General features: G+C 75.6%; 15 protein-coding genes. 4 read left to right on the forward strand and 11 right to left on the reverse strand.

Annotation, left to right across the window (positions count from 1 at the left end; all coding sequences use genetic code 11):
* Positions 1-8: 8 nt before the first annotated feature.
* Complete coding sequence (locus ACIQPQ_RS15215) at positions 9-806, forward strand: N-formylglutamate amidohydrolase (RefSeq protein ID WP_401303798.1); 798 nt, start codon at positions 9-11, stop codon at positions 804-806.
* Positions 807-830: 24 nt separating this feature from the next.
* Here ACIQPQ_RS15215 and ACIQPQ_RS15220 read toward each other — a convergent pair whose 3' ends face one another.
* Genes ACIQPQ_RS15220 through ACIQPQ_RS15230 form a run of 3 tightly spaced genes read right to left on the reverse strand, consistent with a single transcriptional unit; the run spans position 831 to position 3,407 of the window.
* On the reverse strand, positions 831-1,331 hold the full coding sequence (locus ACIQPQ_RS15220; RefSeq protein WP_401303801.1) for a hypothetical protein: 501 nt from the start codon (positions 1,329-1,331) through the stop codon (positions 831-833).
* Positions 1,328-1,927, reverse strand: a complete 600-nt coding sequence (locus tag ACIQPQ_RS15225) for an RNA polymerase sigma factor (RefSeq protein ID WP_383766304.1) — start codon at positions 1,925-1,927, stop codon at positions 1,328-1,330. Before ACIQPQ_RS15225 ends, ACIQPQ_RS15220 begins: the two co-directional genes overlap by 4 nt.
* A gap of 46 nt (positions 1,928-1,973) precedes the next feature.
* Positions 1,974-3,407 (reverse strand): S8/S53 family peptidase, encoded by a 1,434-nt coding sequence (locus ACIQPQ_RS15230; RefSeq protein WP_401303804.1) that lies wholly within the window; start codon positions 3,405-3,407, stop codon positions 1,974-1,976.
* Positions 3,408-3,771: 364 nt separating this feature from the next.
* On the opposite strand from ACIQPQ_RS15230, the gene ACIQPQ_RS15235 reads away from it, so the two are divergent.
* Positions 3,772-6,336 carry a CHAT domain-containing protein gene (locus ACIQPQ_RS15235; protein WP_401304519.1) on the forward strand — a complete coding sequence of 855 codons (2,565 nt, stop codon included), beginning with the start codon at positions 3,772-3,774 and terminating at the stop codon, positions 6,334-6,336.
* Between the two features lie 45 nt (positions 6,337-6,381).
* Here the strand turns inward: ACIQPQ_RS15235 and ACIQPQ_RS15240 are convergent, their stop codons facing one another.
* Positions 6,382-8,334, reverse strand: a complete 1,953-nt coding sequence (locus tag ACIQPQ_RS15240) for a LuxR C-terminal-related transcriptional regulator (RefSeq protein ID WP_401304521.1) — start codon at positions 8,332-8,334, stop codon at positions 6,382-6,384.
* A 219-nt stretch (positions 8,335-8,553) separates the two neighbouring features.
* Between ACIQPQ_RS15240 and ACIQPQ_RS15245 the strand changes: the two genes are divergently transcribed.
* Both ACIQPQ_RS15245 and ACIQPQ_RS15250 read left to right on the forward strand, forming a co-directional pair.
* Positions 8,554-9,639 carry a M12 family metallopeptidase gene (locus ACIQPQ_RS15245; RefSeq protein ID WP_401303807.1) on the forward strand — a complete coding sequence of 362 codons (1,086 nt, stop codon included), beginning with the start codon at positions 8,554-8,556 and terminating at the stop codon, positions 9,637-9,639.
* 205 nt (positions 9,640-9,844) lie between these two features.
* Entirely contained in the window at positions 9,845-11,299 is a 1,455-nt protein-coding gene (locus ACIQPQ_RS15250; RefSeq protein ID WP_401303809.1) for an MFS transporter, read from the forward strand.
* A gap of 73 nt (positions 11,300-11,372) precedes the next feature.
* Here ACIQPQ_RS15250 and ACIQPQ_RS15255 read toward each other — a convergent pair whose 3' ends face one another.
* The 7 genes from ACIQPQ_RS15255 to ACIQPQ_RS15285 all read right to left on the reverse strand — a co-directional run bounded on the left by ACIQPQ_RS15255 (position 11,373) and on the right by ACIQPQ_RS15285 (position 18,437).
* Positions 11,373-12,521, reverse strand: a complete 1,149-nt coding sequence (locus ACIQPQ_RS15255) for an LLM class flavin-dependent oxidoreductase (RefSeq protein ID WP_401303811.1) — start codon at positions 12,519-12,521, stop codon at positions 11,373-11,375.
* Positions 12,514-13,605 (reverse strand): LLM class flavin-dependent oxidoreductase, encoded by a 1,092-nt coding sequence (locus tag ACIQPQ_RS15260; protein WP_401303814.1) that lies wholly within the window; start codon positions 13,603-13,605, stop codon positions 12,514-12,516. Before ACIQPQ_RS15260 ends, ACIQPQ_RS15255 begins: the two co-directional genes overlap by 8 nt.
* Positions 13,602-14,975: an NtaA/DmoA family FMN-dependent monooxygenase gene (locus tag ACIQPQ_RS15265; RefSeq protein ID WP_401303816.1), complete on the reverse strand. Its 1,374-nt coding sequence runs from the start codon at positions 14,973-14,975 to the stop codon at positions 13,602-13,604. The genes ACIQPQ_RS15260 and ACIQPQ_RS15265 overlap by 4 nt, the downstream gene beginning before the upstream one ends.
* A gap of 21 nt (positions 14,976-14,996) precedes the next feature.
* Complete coding sequence (locus tag ACIQPQ_RS15270; RefSeq protein WP_401303818.1) at positions 14,997-16,232, reverse strand: LLM class flavin-dependent oxidoreductase; 1,236 nt, start codon at positions 16,230-16,232, stop codon at positions 14,997-14,999.
* Positions 16,233-16,366: 134 nt separating this feature from the next.
* A complete protein-coding gene (locus ACIQPQ_RS15275; RefSeq protein ID WP_401303820.1) occupies positions 16,367-16,492 on the reverse strand; it encodes a putative leader peptide in 126 nt (41 codons plus the stop codon).
* Between the two features lie 71 nt (positions 16,493-16,563).
* Positions 16,564-17,322 (reverse strand): GNAT family N-acetyltransferase, encoded by a 759-nt coding sequence (locus tag ACIQPQ_RS15280; protein ID WP_401303822.1) that lies wholly within the window; start codon positions 17,320-17,322, stop codon positions 16,564-16,566.
* 89 nt (positions 17,323-17,411) lie between these two features.
* Complete coding sequence (locus tag ACIQPQ_RS15285; RefSeq protein WP_401303824.1) at positions 17,412-18,437, reverse strand: transporter substrate-binding domain-containing protein; 1,026 nt, start codon at positions 18,435-18,437, stop codon at positions 17,412-17,414.
* Between the last annotated feature and the right edge of the window lie 93 nt (positions 18,438-18,530).

An 18,530-nucleotide genomic window follows, 5' to 3' on the forward strand; every position in this document is an offset into this window, starting at 1 on the left:
GCAGCCGTATGACCCCCGCCGAGCCGTCCTTCGTCCTCCTGCCCGGGGCGGTGCGGTCGCCGGTGGTGCTGCATGTGCCGCACGCGGCGCGGGAGATCCCTCGGGAGGCGCGGGAGGGGATCGTGCTGGACGACGAGGCGCTGGCGCGGGAGGTGGATCACCTGACCGACGCGCACACCGACCGGATCGCCGCGGAGGCGGCCGGGCGGGCGGAGGTGGCGCCCTGGCGGTTCGTCAACCGGGTGTCGCGGCTGGTGGTCGACCCGGAGCGGTTCCCGGACGGGCGTGAGGAGATGCTGAAGGCGGGCATGGGCGCCGTCTACACGCGGACCACGCGCCAGCAGGCGCTGCGGGCCCCCGACACCGACCCCGAGCCGCTGCTCGCCCGCTACTTCCGGCCGTACGCGCGGGCGATGGGCGAGGCCGTCGCGGAGCGGCTGGCGGCGACGGGGCGCGCGGTGGTCCTGGACGTGCACTCCTACCCCACCGAGCGGTTGCCGTACGAGCTGCACGGCGGCGGCCCGCGCCCGCCGGTCTGCCTGGGCACGGACGCCTTCCACACCCCGCCCGCGCTGGTCGCCGCCGCGCGGAAGGCGTTCGCGGGGATCGGGGAGACCGGCCTCGACAGCCCGTTCGCCGGGACGTACGTCCCGCTGGAGTACTACGGGACCGACCCCCGGGTCTCCGCCCTGATGATCGAGATCCGGCGGGACACCTACATGAGCGAGCCGGGCGGCCCGGCCGGGCCGGGGCTGACCCGGCTCGCGGCGGCGCTCGCGGACCTCGTGGACGCCGTCACCGGGTGACCGGGCTCCACCCGGCGACGGGGCTCAGGCCCGCATCCACTCCGTGACGACCGTCTCGCCGCCGGTGCGCAGCCGCAGCGCGAACGGCCCCGACGGCGGGGCCTCGCCGCTGAACCGGCCCAGGTCGTCGGCGGTGAGGGAGGCACGGGCGCGCGGCCCGTCGAGGACCTCGATCGACGCGGGCTGCGGCGGCAGCAGCTGGCCGATCAGCCCGGCGGAGGTCACCTCGACGTCGACGGTGAGCCCCCCGGAGTGGAAGGTGAGCATGCGCGGCGGGTCGGCCGCGCCCCGTACGGGGATGGCGTCCACCAGCGAGTCGAAGGTCAGCTCGGCGATCCGGGCGTCCAGGTCGTGCAGCGCGTACGCCTCCAGGGCGAGACGGCGCAGCCCGGACGGGACCGGGTCGAGGATCGCGGCGGCCTGCCGCAGCTCCTCCTCCAGACTCCCGTGGTCGAACTCCACGTCGAGGTCGAGGTCGTCGGCGTCCTCGTGGGCGTCGTCGGCGTTGTTCTCGGTGCGGCTCACTGTGCTCCCCGTGCGTCGAGTCGGGCCCGCAGCCGCCGCAGGCATCGCTGGCGCATCGGTCCGATGCTGCCGACGGCGATGCCCAGGGCGGCCGAGACCTCCTGGTAACTGGGCGGCGGCGAGGAGATCAGCACCCGCAGCAACTGCCGGCAGCGCTCACCGAGCGCCTCGAACTCCTGCCAGAGGTGGCGGACGCGCTCGCTCTGCTCGGCCGCCTCCTCCGCGTCCAGCACCGCCTGTTCCGGCGTACGGTCCTCGCTGACCCGGTCGAGCAGCTGGGGATCGTCCGTCGGGGTGAGACGGCGCAGACTCCTGATCACTTTCAGGCATTCGTTGCGCGTGGTGCTCGCCAGCCAGGAACCCGCCTTGTCCGGTTCACGGATGCGCCCGAGGTGCTGGGCGAACCGGAACCAGGCGGTCTGGTAGACCTCGTGGCCGTCGGCCTCGGACAGCCGGTGCGCGCGCACCACCGACCAGACCAGCGGGCTGAGCCCCTCCACGAGCGCCTTCCAGGCCGCCGTGTCACCGTCGACGGCGGACTGGACGAGCGCGCCGACTTCACTACGGTCCACGGTCCCACCCCTCGAGTACGGCATGTCATCGTACGCCGTGAGGGAACGGGGCCCGGACCTCATGCCGGCCTCACGCGGGGCCGCCCGGCGCGGTGACGGGCACCGGCCGCCAGGTCGGCGGCAGCAGCGCGGGCACGTGCCCGCCGCGCACCTCGGCGAACTCCTCGGCGCCCTCCAGCAGTTGGCGGGCGGCGGCGCGCGGGTCGGTCTCGCCGGTCAGTGTCATGTGGGCGGCGACCAGCCCGGCGACCAGGGGCGTCGCGAAGGAGGTGCCGCTCCAGGAGGCCAACCCCTCGAACATCACCTGGTCGGGCTTGCCGGTGGCGGTCGCGCCGGGCTCGCTCAACACCCCGCTGTGGCGCGGCGACTGGCAGGTGCAGGCGTAGGTGAAGCCGTAGCGGCACTCGTCGTAGGTGGAGTGCTGGTAGACGTACGGGACGGGGCTGCCGAAGCCGGTGAGGGCGCTGGTGAGGCGCTCGCCGGGGGCGAAGACCCGTACCCAGGGGCCGTGGTTGCTGAAGCAGGCGCCGAACTCGCCGTCACCGCGCAGCGCGCCGACCGAGAGCACGGCGTCGGCGTAGTCGGGCAGGGTGGCGTAGGCGGCGGGCCAGAACGGTGTGGCGCTGGCGTTGTTGCCCGCGGCGGCGACCAACAGGGTCCGCTGTGCGCGTAGTTCGTCCATGAAGGCGGCGACGCCGAGCAGGCCGTCGATCCGGCCGTTGGAGGTGCCGGCGGAGAGACTCAGGATGTCGGGCCAGCCGCCCTGTTCCACGGAGTCGAAGAGGCGGTCGCCGAAGTCGTACTCCAGGATGGCGCCCGCGTCGTTCAGGGTGTTGCGGACGGTGACGTCGGTGTTGGGGGCGACGGCGGCGACCAGTCCGGCGATGAACGTGCCGTGTCCGACGTACTGCTGGAGGACGCCCTCGTCGTCGGTCTCGACGAGCTGGGTGTCGCCGTCGGTGTGGGCGAGCAGCGGGTAGGAGCGGAAGTCGTGGGTGAGGCCGTTGTCGACGACGAGGACACCGACGGCGTCGGCGCCGTGGGCGATGTCGGCGGCGGCCGGGTTGGGGAGGTCGTGCGGGGAGACGGGGACGGGTTCGTCGCCGGGGCAGGCGTTGACCGCGATGGACACCACGTGGTTGCGGCTGACCAGGCGGCGGCCCGCGCGGCCCTCGGCGCCGCGCAGCGCGCGCAGCGCCCCGGCGACGGCCCGGTCGGTGCCGGGGGCGCCCTGGCCGGGGTCGGCGACCTGGATGCGGGTGATCCCGGACCGGTTGGTCTCGGGGCCCGCGCGGCGCACGTGGTCGGGGGTGAGGTCGGGGGCGGCGGTGAAGTGGCTGCGGACGGCGTCCTCCACGACCTGGGCCTCCTCGCCGTCGCGGGCGAGGACCACACCCTTCTCGTAGATGAACTCGGCGGAGTCGTCCGGGCCCATCGCGAGGGGGACCCCGGGCAGCGCGCGCTGGATGTGGTCGAACTGCTCGTGGAATCTCCGTGGTGCCATGGCGTGTTCCTCCCCTGAACCCGATGGTCGTCAGTCAGAGCCGTGAGGCGTCCTCCTGATACAGGTGGTGCGACGACCAGGACGGGGGGTGCGGTTGCGCCCGCCCGGAGCGCGCCGCCGGACACGCGCCCACCCGCGTACGCCCTCCGTGTGTCCCCGGCCCGCGCGACGGGGGCCGGGAGGCGGTCAGGGGGATGGTGCGGGAGGTGCCTCCGGGGCTCGGCGGGCGGTCCGCGGGGGCCGCTGGACAGGACATTCCGTCGATATGACGTGATGTGCCTCCGGCCCTGTGTGCGCTCCCGGCGGGAGCACTACCATCCATGGGGTGACAGCGGGAAACGACACGGTTCTCGAACTGCTGCCGATGGTGTTCGCCGCTCCCAACGACGCCCTGGCGCGGGCGGAGGGAGTCCTTCGCACCGATCCGCCGCCGTTGCACGCCTCCGTGGCCCACCAGGTGATCGGCATCTGGCAGCGGGACTGGGGCGACATGCGTCTGGCCCTGGACCATCTGCGGCGCGCCCGTGATCTCGCGGCCCGCGCGGACTCCGCCGAGCGGGAGGCGGACGTGCTGGCCACGCTCGGGGTGGCGCTGGTGCACGCGGGCCGCACCCGCCAGGGCCTGGCCGCGTTCGAGCGGGGCGTCGGCCGGGGCAGCGGCCACACCCGCGCCCGGGTGCTGTTCCGGCGGGCGTACGCCTGGTGGGTGCTGGGGCATCACCGGGAGGCGCTGGAGGACGTACGGCGGGCCGTGCCGGTGCTGCGGCAGGCGGACGACGTGATCTGGACGGCGCGGGCGCTGACGCTGCGCGCGACCGTGCACCTGGCGCTGGGGGCGGTGGACCGGGCGGACGCCGACTTCACGGCCGCCGAGGCGCTGTGGGACACCACCGGCCAGGAGCACGACAAGGCGGACGCGGTGGAGAGCCGGGGGCTGGCCGCGTTCCGGTCGGGGGACGTCCCGGCGTCGCTGCGGCTGCTCGACGAGGCCGAGGAACGCTACGCCAAGCTCGGCACGCCCACGTTCATGCTGGACATCCGGCGCTGCGAGGTGCTGATGGCGGCCGGTCTGGCCCCGGAGGCGCTGGCCCTGGCGGACGGGGCGATCGCCGTGCTGGACGGGCTGGGCGGCCAGTCGACCCGTAAGGCGGAACTCCTGCTGGCGGCGGCGAAGGCCGCGCGGCTGGCCGGTGACCCCGCGACGGCGACGGCGCGCGCGGCGGTCGCGGTGCGGCTCTTCGCCGGGCAGCGGCGCACCTGGTGGGAGGCGCACGCCCGGCTGGTGCTGATCGAGAGCCGGGTGGCCGCCGGCCGGGGTTCGGGGCGGCTGGTGGCGGAGGCGGTCCGGGTCGCGGAGCGCCTGTCGTCGTTCGGGGCGCCGGCGGCGCCGGAGGCCTGGCTGCTGGCGGGGCGGATCGCGCTGGGCCTGGACTGGACCGAGGACGCCGAGCGGTATCTCGCGGTGGCGGCCCGCAGCCGCCGCAGCGGGACACCGCTGGCCCGGCTGACGGGCTGGGCGGCGCAGGCGTTGTGGGCGCGGGCCACGGGGTCGGAGCGGGGGGTGCTGGAGGCCTGCCGGCGCGGGCTCGACGTCCTCGACGACCACCGCACCACCCTCGGGGCGTCGGAGCTGCGGGCCCGCGCCACCGCGCAGGGCGCCGAACTCGCCGCGCTGGCGCAGGAGGTGAGCCTGGAGCGGGGCGGGCCGCGCCGGTTGCTGGTGTGGAGCGAGCGGTGGCGGGCGACGGTGCTGTCGGCGCCGCCGACCCGGCCGCCCGCCGACCCGGCGCTGCTGAGCGGGCTCACGGCGTACCGGGAGATCGCCGCCCGCGCGGAGGAGGCCCGGCGGGACGGGCGGCCGGTGCCGACGCTGGAGCGGGAGGAGCGGCGGCTGGAGCGGAGCATCCGTTCGCGGACCCTGCACATCCGGGGCGAGTCCCCCGGCGACGGGGACCGGTTCGACGTGGGGCGGCTGCTGGAACGGCTCGGGGAGACACGGCTGGTCGAACTCGCGGTGCTGGACGGGCGGGTGCAGGTGCTGCTGTGCGGGGGCGGGCGGGTGCGGCGCTTCGTCGGCGGGCCGGTCGCGGAGGCCGAACGGGAGGCCGAGCACGTGCAGTTCGGGCTGCGGCGGCTGGCGCATCCGGGCGCGGAGCGGATGGTGCCGGTGGTGGAGGCGGCGGGCCGCACCCTGGAGCGGCTGCTGCTGGGCGGGGCCGCCGCCCACCTGGGCGCCGGGCCCGTGGTCGTGGTGCCGCCCGCCCGGCTGCACCAGGTGCCGTGGGCGTTGCTGCCGTCGCTGCGGGACCGGGTGCTCAGCGTGTCGCCGTCGGCGGGCAGTTGGCTGCGGGCCCGGGAGACGGAGCCGCCGCCGGGCGGGCGGCATGTCCTGGTGCGCGGGCCGGGGCTGGCGACCGGGGGCGCGGAGGTGCCGGAGGTGGCCGGGCGGTACGGCAGGCCGACGGTGCTGGAGCACGCCGACGCGCGGGCACCGCGGGTGCTGGCCGAACTGGACGGGGCGGCGCTGGCGCACATCGCGGCGCACGGCACGTTCCGGGCGGACAGCCCGATGTTCTCCTCGCTGCGGATGGCGGACGGCCCGCTGATCGTCCACGACTTCGAGCGGCTCGCCCGCAGCCCCTACCGGATCATCCTGTCCTCCTGCGACACGGCCCGCCTCGCCTCGGTCGGCGCCGACGAACTCCTCGGTCTGGTCACGGCGTTGCTGCCGCTGGGCACCGCCGGGGTGGTGGCGAGCAGCGCGCCCGTCAACGACGAGGCGGTCGTCGCGCTGATGCTGGCCCTCCACAAGGGCGTCAGCGCGGGCCTCTCCCTGGCGGAGGCCCTGCGCGACGCCCGCGCGGCCCTGCCGGGCGACGCCCTGCACCAGGCGACGGGCTGGGCGTTCACGGCGTTCGGCGCCGCCTGAGCCCGGCCGCGCGCACCGCCCTCCGGGCCGGACCGGGCGGCCGTCTCACGCGGTCCGGGTGTCCGGGCGAGCCATCGGCTGGGGCAGGTCCATCGGCTGGGGCAGGTCCGCCGGTCGGGGCAGCTCCACCGGCCGGGGCACGTCCCGCGGGCGCGGCCGGGGCAGGGCGACCAGCGGCGGGAGGGCGGTGCGGTCTGCGGCCCCGAGGCGGGTGTAGGCGCCGTAGAGGTGGTTGCCGACGGTGCGGACGGAGAGGGTGAGGCGTTCGGCGATCTGCCGGTTGCTGAGTCCGGCGGCGGCGAGAGTGACGATCTGCCGCTGGCGGGCGGTGAGTTCACCGAGGACCAGGCCCGCGAGGGCCGGGGTGCGGGCGCCCTGGCAGCGCCGGGCCAGGGTGACGGCCCGGGTCCGGGCGGTGCGGGCCGGGCCGGGCGCCCGGTGGACCCCGGCGGCCTGCGCGGACGCCTCGGCGGCGAACAACAGGAAGCCGCGCGCCTCCAGTTCGGCGGCGACCGCGTCCAGGGCGGGCCCGTCCGCGCGGGCCAGCGCGTCGGCGTGCCGGGCGAACACCCCGCCGGGCGGGAGGAGTCCGGCGGCGCGCTCGGGTGCGCCGAGGCGCACGGCGTCGTAGGCGGTGGCGGCGTCGAGGTCCGCGAGCGCGGTGTCGAGGTCGCCGTGGGCGGCGGCGGACCAGAGGGTGGCGGGGCACGCGGCGGCGGTGGGACGCGGCCGTGCGCCGTCGGGGGCGGCGGGCGAGGTCCGTGCGGCGGGGGTGGGGGTGCCGCCCGACTGGGCGGTGGCGGAGGCCAGTTCGGATCGGCAGGCCGGGTCGGCCGGGCTCGTGGCGAGGCCTTCGCGGGCCCAGGCGGCGGCCTCGTGGAGTGCGCCGCGCAGCCGGGACCAGCGGGCGCGGGCGGCGGCGTAGGCGGCGGGGACCGGTTCGCCCTCGGTGACCAGCCACTCCCCCACCGGGGCGCGCAGCGTGCGGACGTCGGCGCGGGCGATGCCGTCCGCGACGGCCGCCGCCTCCGTGTCCAGGGCGGGCCCGTACGGCGGCCGGTGCGCGGTGAGGCGGCGGGCCCGCAGGCGTCCGGCGGCGGCGCGCAGCAGCGGGCCGTGCAGCGGGTGGGCCAGACGGACGGTGCCGTCGTCCTCCACGTGGACCAGTCCCTCGGCCTCCAGGTCCTCCAGGACGCGCAGCGCACGGCCGTCGGCCGGCAGTGCCCGCGGACGGGGCTCGGCGAAGGCGAGCCGGTCGAGGGCGTCGCGCTCGTCGGGGCGGGGGCGGTCGAGGACGGCGGCGGCCCGCTCCCGCAGCGCCGGGGTCACGGGAAGCGGGCCGCGCCACGCCCAGGTGACGCCGTCCCGCGCGCCGCGCTCCGGCACGGCGCCTCGGGCCGGTGTATCCCGGCCGCGCACCGCGTCCAGCAGGTCGCGCAGCAGCCGCAGGTCGCCCGCGGCGAGGTCGTGCAGGCGGCGGGCGGTGAAGGGCTCCGCGCGCACCCCGACGGCGGCCTCCAGCAGTCGGCCGGTGTCCTCGCGGGACAGCGGCTCCAGGTCGAGGCGGGGCAGGAGTCCGCCCGTCCACAGCCGGGTGACGGCGCCGGGCGCGGGCGCGCCGTCGGCGACGAGGACGAGGAGCCGGGTGCGGCCCTGGACGGCGAGCTGGTGCACGAGGGCGGCGGAGGCGGCGTCGAGGAGGTGGGCGTCGTCCACGAGCAACAGGCGTACGGCGGACAGGAGTCGGACCGCGCGGTGCAGGGTGACGCCCTCCGGGAGGAGGTGGGCGAAGGCGCCGAAGGCGGTGCCCCGCGTCTCGGGCGTCCCGGCGACCCGGGCGGCGTCGGTGCCGCGCAGCGCCTCCGCCGCGAGCCGGGTCCGGCCGACGCCCGCCGGTCCGCCGAGCACCAGGCCGGGCCGCCCGGCGGCGAACGAGCCCCGGACCAGGTCCAGTTCCTCGTCCCGGCCGGTGAACGGCCACGGCAGCGCGTCCACCACCGTCAGGGCCGGGGCGGTGCCGGTGGCGGGCGCGGGGACCGGCGGGGCGGTCAGGGCGGCGGCCGGGGCCGGCAGCGGGGAGGCCGGGGTGGGCAGCGGGGCAGGGGCGTTCGCAGTCGTCACACCTACAGGAGTCGGCGTACTCACCCCTGATACAGGGGCACTTGAGTAGACCCCGACTCAGGTCCGGGAGCGGTGCGCCGGGGCAGGGTGGACCCCATGACCGCCCGATACTGCTCGCTCGCGCGGCAGCCGGTCCCCGCCTACGCGCCGGGGCTGGCCGCCGAGCGGCTGGGCGCGCTCCTCGGCGGTCACCGCATGTGGCTCAACGGCACGGTCCTGCACTACTGCTTCCTCGACGGCGGGACCGACGGTTCCGTCATCCCCGTACCGGGCTCCGGGGCGACCCGGTGGGTGTCGTGGGTCGGGGACAAGGAGCAGCGGGACGTGGTCCGCGACGCCTTCCGCGCGTGGGAGGACCTGGGCATCGGGGTGTCGTTCGCCGAGGTCTCCGACCGTACCGAGGCCGAGCTGCGGATCGGCTTCCAGCACGGCGACGGGTCCTGGTCGGCGGTGGGGCGGGACGCGCTGCGGGTCGGTCTGCACGAGCGGACCATGAACTTCGGCTGGGACCTGACCCCGCCGGGCGAGCGCGCGACGGCGCTGCACGGCATCGGGCACGCGCTCGGCATGCAGCACGAGCACCAGAGCCCGTACGCGGGCATCCACTGGGACGACGAGGCCGTCTACGCCGACCTGGCCGGGCCGCCCCACCACTGGAGCCGGGAGCGCACCTATCTGAACGTCCTGCGGAAGCTGGACCCGGCCGAGGCCAACGGCTCGGTGTGGGACCCGCATTCGGTGATGCAGTACCCGCTGCCCGCCGGACTGGTCCTGGAACCGGAGCAGTTCCGCGGCGGCATCCAGCCGCCGGGCGGACTGTCGCCGCTGGACAAGGAGTTCGTCCTCCGCTGGTATCCGCCGCGGGGCACGTCCCGGCCGCCCGCGCTGGTGCCGTTCCGGTCGGCGCGGCTGACACTGGCGGCGGGCGAGCAGGCCGACTTCACGGTGGAGCCGCCGGAGACCCGCGCGTACACCCTCGCCGCCTTCGGGGAGGCCGACACGGTCGTCGTGCTCTTCGAGGAGCGCGGCGGGGAACCCCGCTTCCTCGCCGGACACGACGACGGCGGCACCCCCGGCAACGCCACGATCACGGCGCGGCTCGTCAAGGGCCGCCGCTACACCGTCCGGGTCCGCCTGTACTCCGGGTGGGGCTCGGGGGAGACGGCCGTCATGTGCTGGTGATGACGGGCCGGTGCGGCGCCGTACGCACCGAACAGACCACTGTCCGGCGCCGGGGGAAGGACCGGCGGACGCAGCCTTCGGGGGAGGGATGGCGTCCGCCGGTCGCGCCCCGGGCCTTCGTCCGGGCGCGAACGGCGTGTTTCCATCGTGCGAACATGCAGGCCGGGGCCCGGACAGGACCGTCGGCCGGTGTGACCATGTCGGCATGCTTCCGGGTGAGGATCGCACGGCCCGGCGAGTGCTGACGGTCTGCCTGGCGGCCGGGGTGACCACCCTGCTCGACCAGTCGGTCCTCACCATCGCCGTGCCGGCGCTGCGTCAGTCGCTGTCCGCGGGCGCGACGGACGTCCAGTGGCTGGTCTCCGGCTACTCGCTCGCGTTCGGTCTCGCGCTGGTGCCCGGCGGCAGTCTCGGCGACGCGCGCGGCCGCAAGGGGTTCTTCCTCGCCGGGCTCACCCTCTTCGTGCTGTGCGGGCTGGTCGCCGCGACCGGGACCCGGCCGGAGACGGTGGTGGTGGCCCGGCTGCTCCAGGGCGCGGGTGCCGGGCTCGTCAACTCGCAGGTGATCGGCACGATCCAGGACGTCTTCCAGGGCCTGGACCGGGCGCGGGCGCTCGGCCTGTACGCGGTGACGGCCGGGGTGGCGTCGGCGATCGGACCCGCCCTCGGCGGCGGCCTGGTCGCGCTGGCCGGGCCCGACGCGGGCTGGCGGCTGTGTCTGCTGCTGAGCGCCCCGTGCGGCGCGCTCACCCTCTGGCTGGCCGTACGGCGGCTGCCTCCGCCCCGGCGGGTCGCGGCGGCCCGCGGCCTCGACGGCTGGGGCCTGCTCTGCGTGGCGGCGCTCACCCTGTCGCTGATGCTGCCGTTCATCAGCACCCCGGACGGCGTGGGCGAGGCGGCGCTGTGGGGCGGGGCGGTGCTGGTGTCGGCCGGCGCGCTGGTGGCCGGGCAGCGGCGGCGGGCACGGCGCGGGCGGGTCCCGCTGCTCCCCGCCGCGCTGGCCCGCTCCTGGCCGTACGCGGCGGGGACGGTGGTGGCGATGGCCCAGTTCGGGGCGTCGCTGGCGGCGGTCCTGACGCTGACGCTGTTCCTCCAGAGCGGGCTCGGGCTGTCGGCGCTGGCGACGGCCGCGGTGACGGTGCCGTCGGCGGCGGCGATGGGGCTCGCCTCGGCGGTGGCGTGGCGGGTGGTGCGCCGGATCGGCGCCCGTACGGTCGCGCTGGGGCTGGCCGTGGGGGCGGTGGCCCTCCTGGCGGGCTCGGTGGCCGCGGTGACACTCCCCCGCGGGGTGCTGCCGTACGCGCTGGCGTCGGTCCAGGTGGCGGTGGGCGCCGCGGCGGGCCTGGCGGTCGCCCCGAACCAGGCCCGTGTCCTCCAGCACGCGCCCGCCGAGTCCGCCGGGGTGGCGGGCGCCGTCCTGCAGATGGCGCAGCGCGTCGCGGCGGCGGTCTGCCTCAGCGCGATCTCGGGCGTCTACCTCCGCATGTCCCCCACCCGCCCCGAGACGGCCTACGCCACCACGTCCGCCCTCTGCGCCACCCTCCTCCTCCTGGCCCTCCCCCTGACGAGAACCCCCCGCCCCCCGGAGGAACACGAGGAACCGCGCCCGACGGCCCGCCCGACCCGCACCGCGGATCCCCACCCCACGCACCCCACCTGAGGGGCGCGGGGGGTCTGCGCACGGCGCGGGGGCCGGCCCGCGCGCAGAAGCCCCGCGCCACGGGACGGTCGCCTCACGTCGCGGGAAGGTGCCCCCGCCGCCGCCACTCCGCGGCGAGCGCCCCATACGACCGCACCCGCTCCCCGTGGTCATGGGTGATCGTCGTGATGAGCAACTCGTCGGCCCCGGTGGCCTCCTGGAGCTGTTCGAGCCGGTCGGCGACCTGCCCCGCCGTGCCGACGAAGCGGGTGTCGAGCCGGTCCTGGACGAGTTCCTGGTCCGCGGCGGACCAGGGGTACGCGCGCGCCTCGTCCAGCGTCGGGTACGCGATCGCGCCCTCGGCGGTACGGATGGACCGCACCCAGGGCGCGTACCCCTCGGACAGCTCGCGGGCCCGTGTCTCGTCCTCGGCGACGACGACGTCGGCGGAGACGGTGACGTAGGGCGCGTCGAGGGCGTCGGAGGGCTTGAAGTGGGCCCGGTAGGCGTCGACGGCCTCCAGGACGGTGGCCGGGCTGACGTGGTAGTTGGCGGCGAACCGCAGGCCGCGCGCGCCCGCCACCTCGGCGCTGCGCCCGCCGGTGCTGCCGAGTATCCAGACGTCGACCCGCGCGCCCTCGCCGGGGACGACGTGGGCCTCGACGCCCTCGGGCGAGCGGTAGGTGCCGGCCAGCAGGGCGAGGAGGTCGTCGATCTGCCGGGCGTAGTCCTGGGACTCGGCGCCGGGCTGGAGGAGCAGGCCGCGCTGGAGGGCGACGCGCGGGGAGCCGAGGAGCCGTTCGAAGGAGAAGCGGGGCGGGATGAGCAGGCCGTTGGGGGCGCGGCCGTCGACGACGGGGGTGGCCGGGACGGGCACGGCGGACGGTGCGCCCTGCGGGGGGCGGCCGTCGGAGCGGCCGAGGCCGAGGTCGAGGCGGCCGGGGTGGAGGGCGTCGACGAGCCCGAACTCCTCGACGACGGACAGGGCGGTGCGGTGGCCGAGCTGGACGGCGCCGGAGCCGAGGCGGATCGTGGAGGTGGCGGCGGCGGTGAGGGCGAGCAGCACCGCCGGGGAGGTGCCCGCGACACCGGGGTTGAGGTGGTGCTCGGCGAACCAGTAGCGGGTGTACCCCTGGCGTTCGGTCCGCCGGGCGAGGTCGAGGGAGTTGCGCAGGGCGTCGGCGGCGGTCGCGCCGGTGGGGACCGGGACGAGGTCGAGGACGCCGAGGGGGATGTCAGGCACGGGCGGGCTCCTCGGGGGCCGGGGGCGGGGGCAGGACCGGCGCCCAGGGGAAGGGCGGGTCCGGTATCTCCTTGCGCAGGACGGGCGCCACCTCGGCCTGGAACAGTTCCAGGGAGGCGCGGTGGCGGGTGTCGTCGAGGCCGCCCGCGTCGGCGCTGACGTGCTGGACGGTGTGGCCGAGCCGCTCGTGGTAGCGGTGGACCTTGTCCACGATCTGCTGCGGGCTGCCGATCAGGGCGGAGCTGCGCTCGACGAAGTCGTCGAGGGTCTCGAAGACGACGGGCAGCCCGGTCTGCTTCTGGAAGGCGAGGTTGGCCTCGAAGACGGGCCGGTAGGTCGCGCGGGCCTCCTGGGAGGTGCGGGCGACATACAGCCCGGCGGAGCCCGCGCCGACGGTGAGGCGGGCCGGGTCGTGGCCGTGGTGGGCCCAGCGTTCCCGGTAGTGGTCGACGAGGGCGGCGTACGGCTCGACGGGGTGGGTGACGTTGGCGGAGAACAGGGGGTCGCCGTAGCGGGCGGCGAGTTCGACGGACTCCTTGCTGGTGGCGCTGCCGTGCCAGACCCGTACGGGTCGCTGGTAGGGGCGGGGCCACACCTCGGCCTCGTGCAGGGCGGGGCGGAAGCGGGTGTCGGCGGTGACCTTGTCCTGGCGCCAGATCCGGCGGAAGACGTCGTAGCTCTCGGCGTTGCGGTCCCACTGGTCGTCGGGCGTGACGTGGAACAGGTCGCGCTGGGCGGAGCCGTTGCCCTTGCCGATGATCAGGTCGAGGCGGCCGTCGGAGAGGTGGTCGAGGGTGGCGTAGTCCTCGTGGGCGCGGACCGGGTCGAGGAGGCTGAGGGTGGTGACCGCGGTGAAGAGGCGGATGCGGCGGGTGAGGGCGGCGATGTGGCTGAGGACGACGGGCGGGGCGGAGGAGAGGAAGGGGCGTTCGTGCCGCTCGCCCACGCCGAAGCCGTCGAAGCCGAGTTCCTCCGCGAGGAGCGCGTTGCCGACGACCTCGCGGAAGCGGTCGCGGGTGGACGGCCGCACCCCGGTGACGGGGTGCGGCCGGTGCACGATCAGGGTGATCGCGAGGAACCTCACGAGGCGACCCGCGCGCGGCCCGCCTCGTCGGGGTGGGCGAGGCCGAGGTGGTCGCGGAGGGTGGTGCCCTCGTACTCGGTGCGGTAGACGCCCCGTTCCTGGAGGAGCGGCACGACCTGGTCGGCGAAGGCGTCGAGGCCGCCGGGGGTGAGGTGGGGGACGAGGATGAAGCCGTCGCTGGCGTCGGCCTGCACGTAGTCGTCGATGGTGCGGGCGATCGTCTGCGGGGAGCCGACGAAGTTCTGCCGGTTGCCGGTCTCGATGACGAGGTCGCGGATGGACCAGTTGTTGGCCTCGGCGAGGGCGCGCCACTCGCGGGCGACGGCCAGCGGGTCGCGGTACATGCGGACCTGGGCCCGGCCGCGGGCGATGTGGGACTCGCCGAGGTCGGGGTCGATCGTGGGGAGGGGGCCCTCGGGGTCGTAGCCGGAGAGGTCCCGGTTCCAGACGAACTCCAGGTGCTTGAGGGCGGTGGCGCCGCTGACCTGCTGGCGGCGGACCTCGCGGGCGAGTTCCTCGGCCTCGGCGTCGGTGTCGCCGAGGACGAAGCTCGCGGCGGGCAGGATCAGCAACTCGTCCGAGCGGCGGCCGTACTTGGCGAGGCGGGACTTGACGTCGGTGTAGAAGGCCTGGCCGGTGTCGAGGGCGGCGTACCGGCTGAAGATGGCGTCGGCGCTCGCCGCGGCGAACTCGCGGCCCTCGTCGGAGTCACCGGCCTGGAAGATCACCGGGCGGCCCTGGGGGCTGCGCGGCACGTTGAACTGCCCGTGGATGTCGAAGTGTTGCCCCTGGTGGACGAAGGCGCCCGCCTTGGCGTCGGTGAGGAAGGTGCCGGTGGCCTGGTCGGCGACGATCTCGTCGCCCCGCCAGGAGTCGAAGAGTTCGCCGGTGGTCGCGAGGAACTCCTTGGCGCGCGAGTAGCGTTCGTCCTGCGGGAGGAAGCCGCCGCGGCGGAAGTTCTCCCCGGTGAACGCGTCCCAGGAGGTGACGACGTTCCAGGCGGCCCGGCCCGCGGAGAGGTGGTCGAGGCTGGCGAACTGGCGGGCCACCTCGTAGGGCTCGTTGAACGTGGAGTTGATGGTGCCGGTGAGGCCGAGGCGGTCGGTGACGGCGGCCAGCGCGGCGAGGACCGTGAAGGTGTCGGGGCGGCCCACGACGTCCAGGTCGTAGATCTTGCCGCCCTGTTCGCGCAGGCGCAGGCCCTCGGCGAGGAACAGGAAGTCGAACTTGGCGCGTTCGGCGGTGCGCGCGAAGTGGGCGAAGGAGCTGAACTCGATGTGGCTGCCGGCCCGCGGGTCGCTCCACACGGTGGTGTTGTTGACGCCGGGGAAGTGGGCGGCGAGGTGGATCTGCTTACGGGGCTTGCTCATGGGGGTCGGTCCCTCTCCGGCTCAGGCGGCGTAGCGGTTGGCGGGGCGGGTCAGGCCGAGGTGCCCGCGCAGGGTGTCGGCCTCGTAGGCGCGGCGGAAGGCGTCACGGCGCTGGAGTTCAGGGACGAGGCCGCGGGTGATGGCGGGCAGGTCGTGTCCGGCGACGGCCGGGCGGAGCCGGAAGCCGGTGATCCCGGTGGCCTGGAACTCCTGGAGCAGGTCGGCGAGTTGGGCGGGGGTGCCGGTGAAGATCCGGGCGTCGCTGGTGAATTCCTCCCCGGCGAGGGTGTCGAGGCGGTCGCGGCGGGCGGCGGCCTCGGCCGGGTCGTCGTCGAGGAGGACGACGAGGTCGGCGAAGACGTGCAGCGGGTCGGCGGTGCGGCCCGCCGCCTCCTGCTCGGCGCGGATCTCGGCGACGATCGCACGGGCCTGGGCGGTGTCGTGCGGGGTGACGTAGCCGACGTCGGTGGCGCGGGCGACGAGGCGGTAGGGCACGGTGGCGTGGGCGAGGGCGGTGACGAGGGGCTGGCCCTGCGGCGGGCGGGGGGTGATGGAGGGGCCCTTGACGCTGAAGTGGCGGCCCTCGAAGTCGATGTAGTGCAGCTTGTCCCGGTCGACGAAGCGGCCGGTGGCGGCGTCGCGGATCTCCGCGTCGTCCTCCCAGCTGTCCCAGAGGCGGCGGACGACCTCGACGTAGTCGGTGGCCTCGTCGAAGAGGTCGCCGACCAGGGCGGGCGTCTCGGGTGCGTCGTGGGCGGCGATCCGCGGCACCGTGCGGCGGCCGAAGTGGGCGGCCTCGTTCTGCCGGCTGGTGATCTGCACGCGGAGTCCGGCGCGGCCGGTGCTGACGTAGTCGAGGGTGGCGATCGCCTTGGAGATGTGGAACGGCTCGGTGTGGGTGGCGACCACGGTCGGGACGAGGCCGATGCGGCTGCTGAGGGGGGCGACGCGGGCGGCGATCAGGACGGCGTCGAGGCGGCCGCGGACCTGGTCGGTGCGGTCGTCGGGCTCCAGGAGGTGCGAGGACTGGGGGCCGAGTCCGTCCTCGATGGTGACGAAGTCGAGGAGTCCGCGTTCGGCCTCGGCGACCTGGTCGGCCCAGTGGGCGGCCGTGAACAGCTCCCGGGGCCGGGAGACCGGCTCGCGCCAGGCGGCGGGGTGCCAGCCGGTGCCGTCGAGGGCGACGGCGAGGTGCAGCGCGGAGGAGGCGGACGGGTCGGCGGGGCGGTGTGCGGAGGAATGGGTGTTCGAGGACACGGGGGTGCCTTCCTGGAAGTCCGTACGAGAGGGCCGGCCCGGGGACGCGGGGCGGGCGCGGCGGGGGTGCGGCGGGGCACGCCGGACGCGGCGCGGTGCGCAGACCGGGGCCGGTGCGGCGGGTGCGGCGGGGTTCAGCGACAGAGGGCGGCGGCGACGCGCTGGAGGTCGATGTGGGGCCGGGAGGTGAGGTGGAGGGGCCGCGGCGGGTGCGGGAGGCGGGTGTCCCGCGCCGTCACCCCGTGGGTCGCCTCGGTCACGTCCGTCACCTCCGCCCCTGGTACGGCGGCCGACCGCCGTCGCGGCGGGGCCTGAGCCGTCTCGTCGTGACTCACAACGTGCCCACCTCGTGGGATGTTCCCGGCGAGCGGACCGCGACGATGGTGGAGCGGCGGCGCAGGACGAAGCCCAGGGACTCGTAGAGCCGGATCGCGGGGGCGTTGTCGGCGGCGGCGTGCAGGAAGGGGGTGTCGCCGCGCTCGCGGATTCCGGCCGCGACGGCACGCAGGAGGCGGGTGGCGAGGCCTTGTCCGCGGTGGGCGGGGTCGGTGCAGACGGCGCTGATCTCGGTCCAGCCGGGCAGCCGCAGCCGCTCTCCGGCGAGCGCGATCAGCCGCCCTTCGTGACGCAGCCCGAGGTAGGTGCCGAGGGCGACGGTCCGTTCGAGGAAGGGGCCGGGCCGGGTGCGGGCGACCAGGTCGAGGATCTCGGGCACGTCGGCGGTGCCGAGTGGCCGCGCCTCGGGGTCGGGCGCGTCACGGAAGGCGTCGGTGGCGACGAGCTGGACGCCCGTGCCGCCGCCGAGCAGCTCCCAGCCGTCCGGAATCCGGTCGACGGGCTTGACCCGTACGGCCGTCGCGGGGCCGACGAGGGTGCGCAGGTCGGCCCAGGCCGCCGGGTCGGCGGGGTCGTCGAGGGCGGCGAAGGCGTACACGTCGGCCGGGTAGCGGGCGGCGCGGCCGTACCGTTCGGCGAGGTGGGCGTGGGGGCCGGTCAGGGCGTTCCAGACGGCGTTGTCCAGGGGGTGGGGCGGGGCGGGACGGGTGGCGAGGGGGACTCCGCCGCCGCGGAGGTCGGTCGATGGGGCCACGGGGGCGGAGTCCCTTCTTCGTGCGTGTGCGGGTGCGCGTGCTGGTGGTGCGTGCGGATCGGTGGCGCCAGACGGCGCCTTACGTATCGTCAGGCGTTGTCGAGAGGCAGGCCGGGCGGGTTGACCTCGGACTTGGCGACCGCCTCGTTGGAGAGGTTCCAGGCGGCGAGCCACTTGGCGTACTGGCCGCCCTCGACGAGGTGGTTGATGGCCTCGGCGAGGGGCTCGGCGAGCCCGCTGTCCTTCTTGGCGGTGGCGGCGATGAGGCCCTGAAGGGTCTCGCCCGCGCCGGAGAAGGTGCCCGCGGAACGGGTGGCGGTGGCCGTGCCCGCGCTCTTGGCGACGTTGTAGGCGATGCCGGGGTTCGGGCCGAAGAAGGCGTCGATCTTGCCGCTGCTGAGGGCCAGGTAGGTGCCGTTGCGGTCCGGGTAGTACTTGACGGTGAGCTTCTTGCCCTCGCCCTCCAGCTTCTTCTTCCACTCCAGGAGGATCTTCTCCTGGTTGGTGCCGGAGCCGACGGCGACGGTGAGGCCCGCGAGCTTCTTGTAGTCGCCGTCGAAGTTCCAGGTACTGGACTTGGGCACCTCGAAACCGAGGTTGTCCTGGCGGTAGGAGGCGAACTCGTACTTCTTCTTGCGCTCCTCGGTGTCGGTGATGTTGGAGAAGCCGACGTCGACCTTGCCGCTGTCGATGCCGACGAAGAGGTTCTCCCAGGTGGAGTTCTTCACGTCGGCCTTGAGGCCGAGGACGGCGGCGACGAGGCGGCCGAAGTCGGGCTCGGCGCCGGTGAGGGTCTTCTGGTCGCTGCCGACGTAGGCGAGCGGGGCGAACCCGGCCGGAAGAGCGCCGACGCCGATGTGCAGGGTGCCGCTCTTCTTGACGGCGGCGGGCAGCTTGTCGCTGATCGACTTGACCTCGGCGACCTTGAGGGTGGTCTCCTTGGCGGCGCCGTTGGACAGGCGGCCGACGGTGACGCTGCCCTCGGTGGTCTTCTCCGTGGTGGTGGCGGCGTCGCTCTCCCCGCCGCAGGCGGCGAGCCCGGTGGCGAGGGCGGCCACCGCGGTGGCCGCGGTGAGGCCGCGTATCAGGCTGCGTCGGGTGAGGTGCGTAGACATGGTCGTCCTTCGTGCTGGGCGCGCGGGAAGTCGCCGAGGGTGCTGGTGAGGTGGGTGCGGGGGCGTGGTGGGGGGTGTGGGGGGAGGTCTCGG

It is taken from the genome of Streptomyces sp. NPDC091281, from assembly GCF_044757425.1.
Lineage (GTDB): Bacteria > Actinomycetota > Actinomycetes > Streptomycetales > Streptomycetaceae > Streptomyces.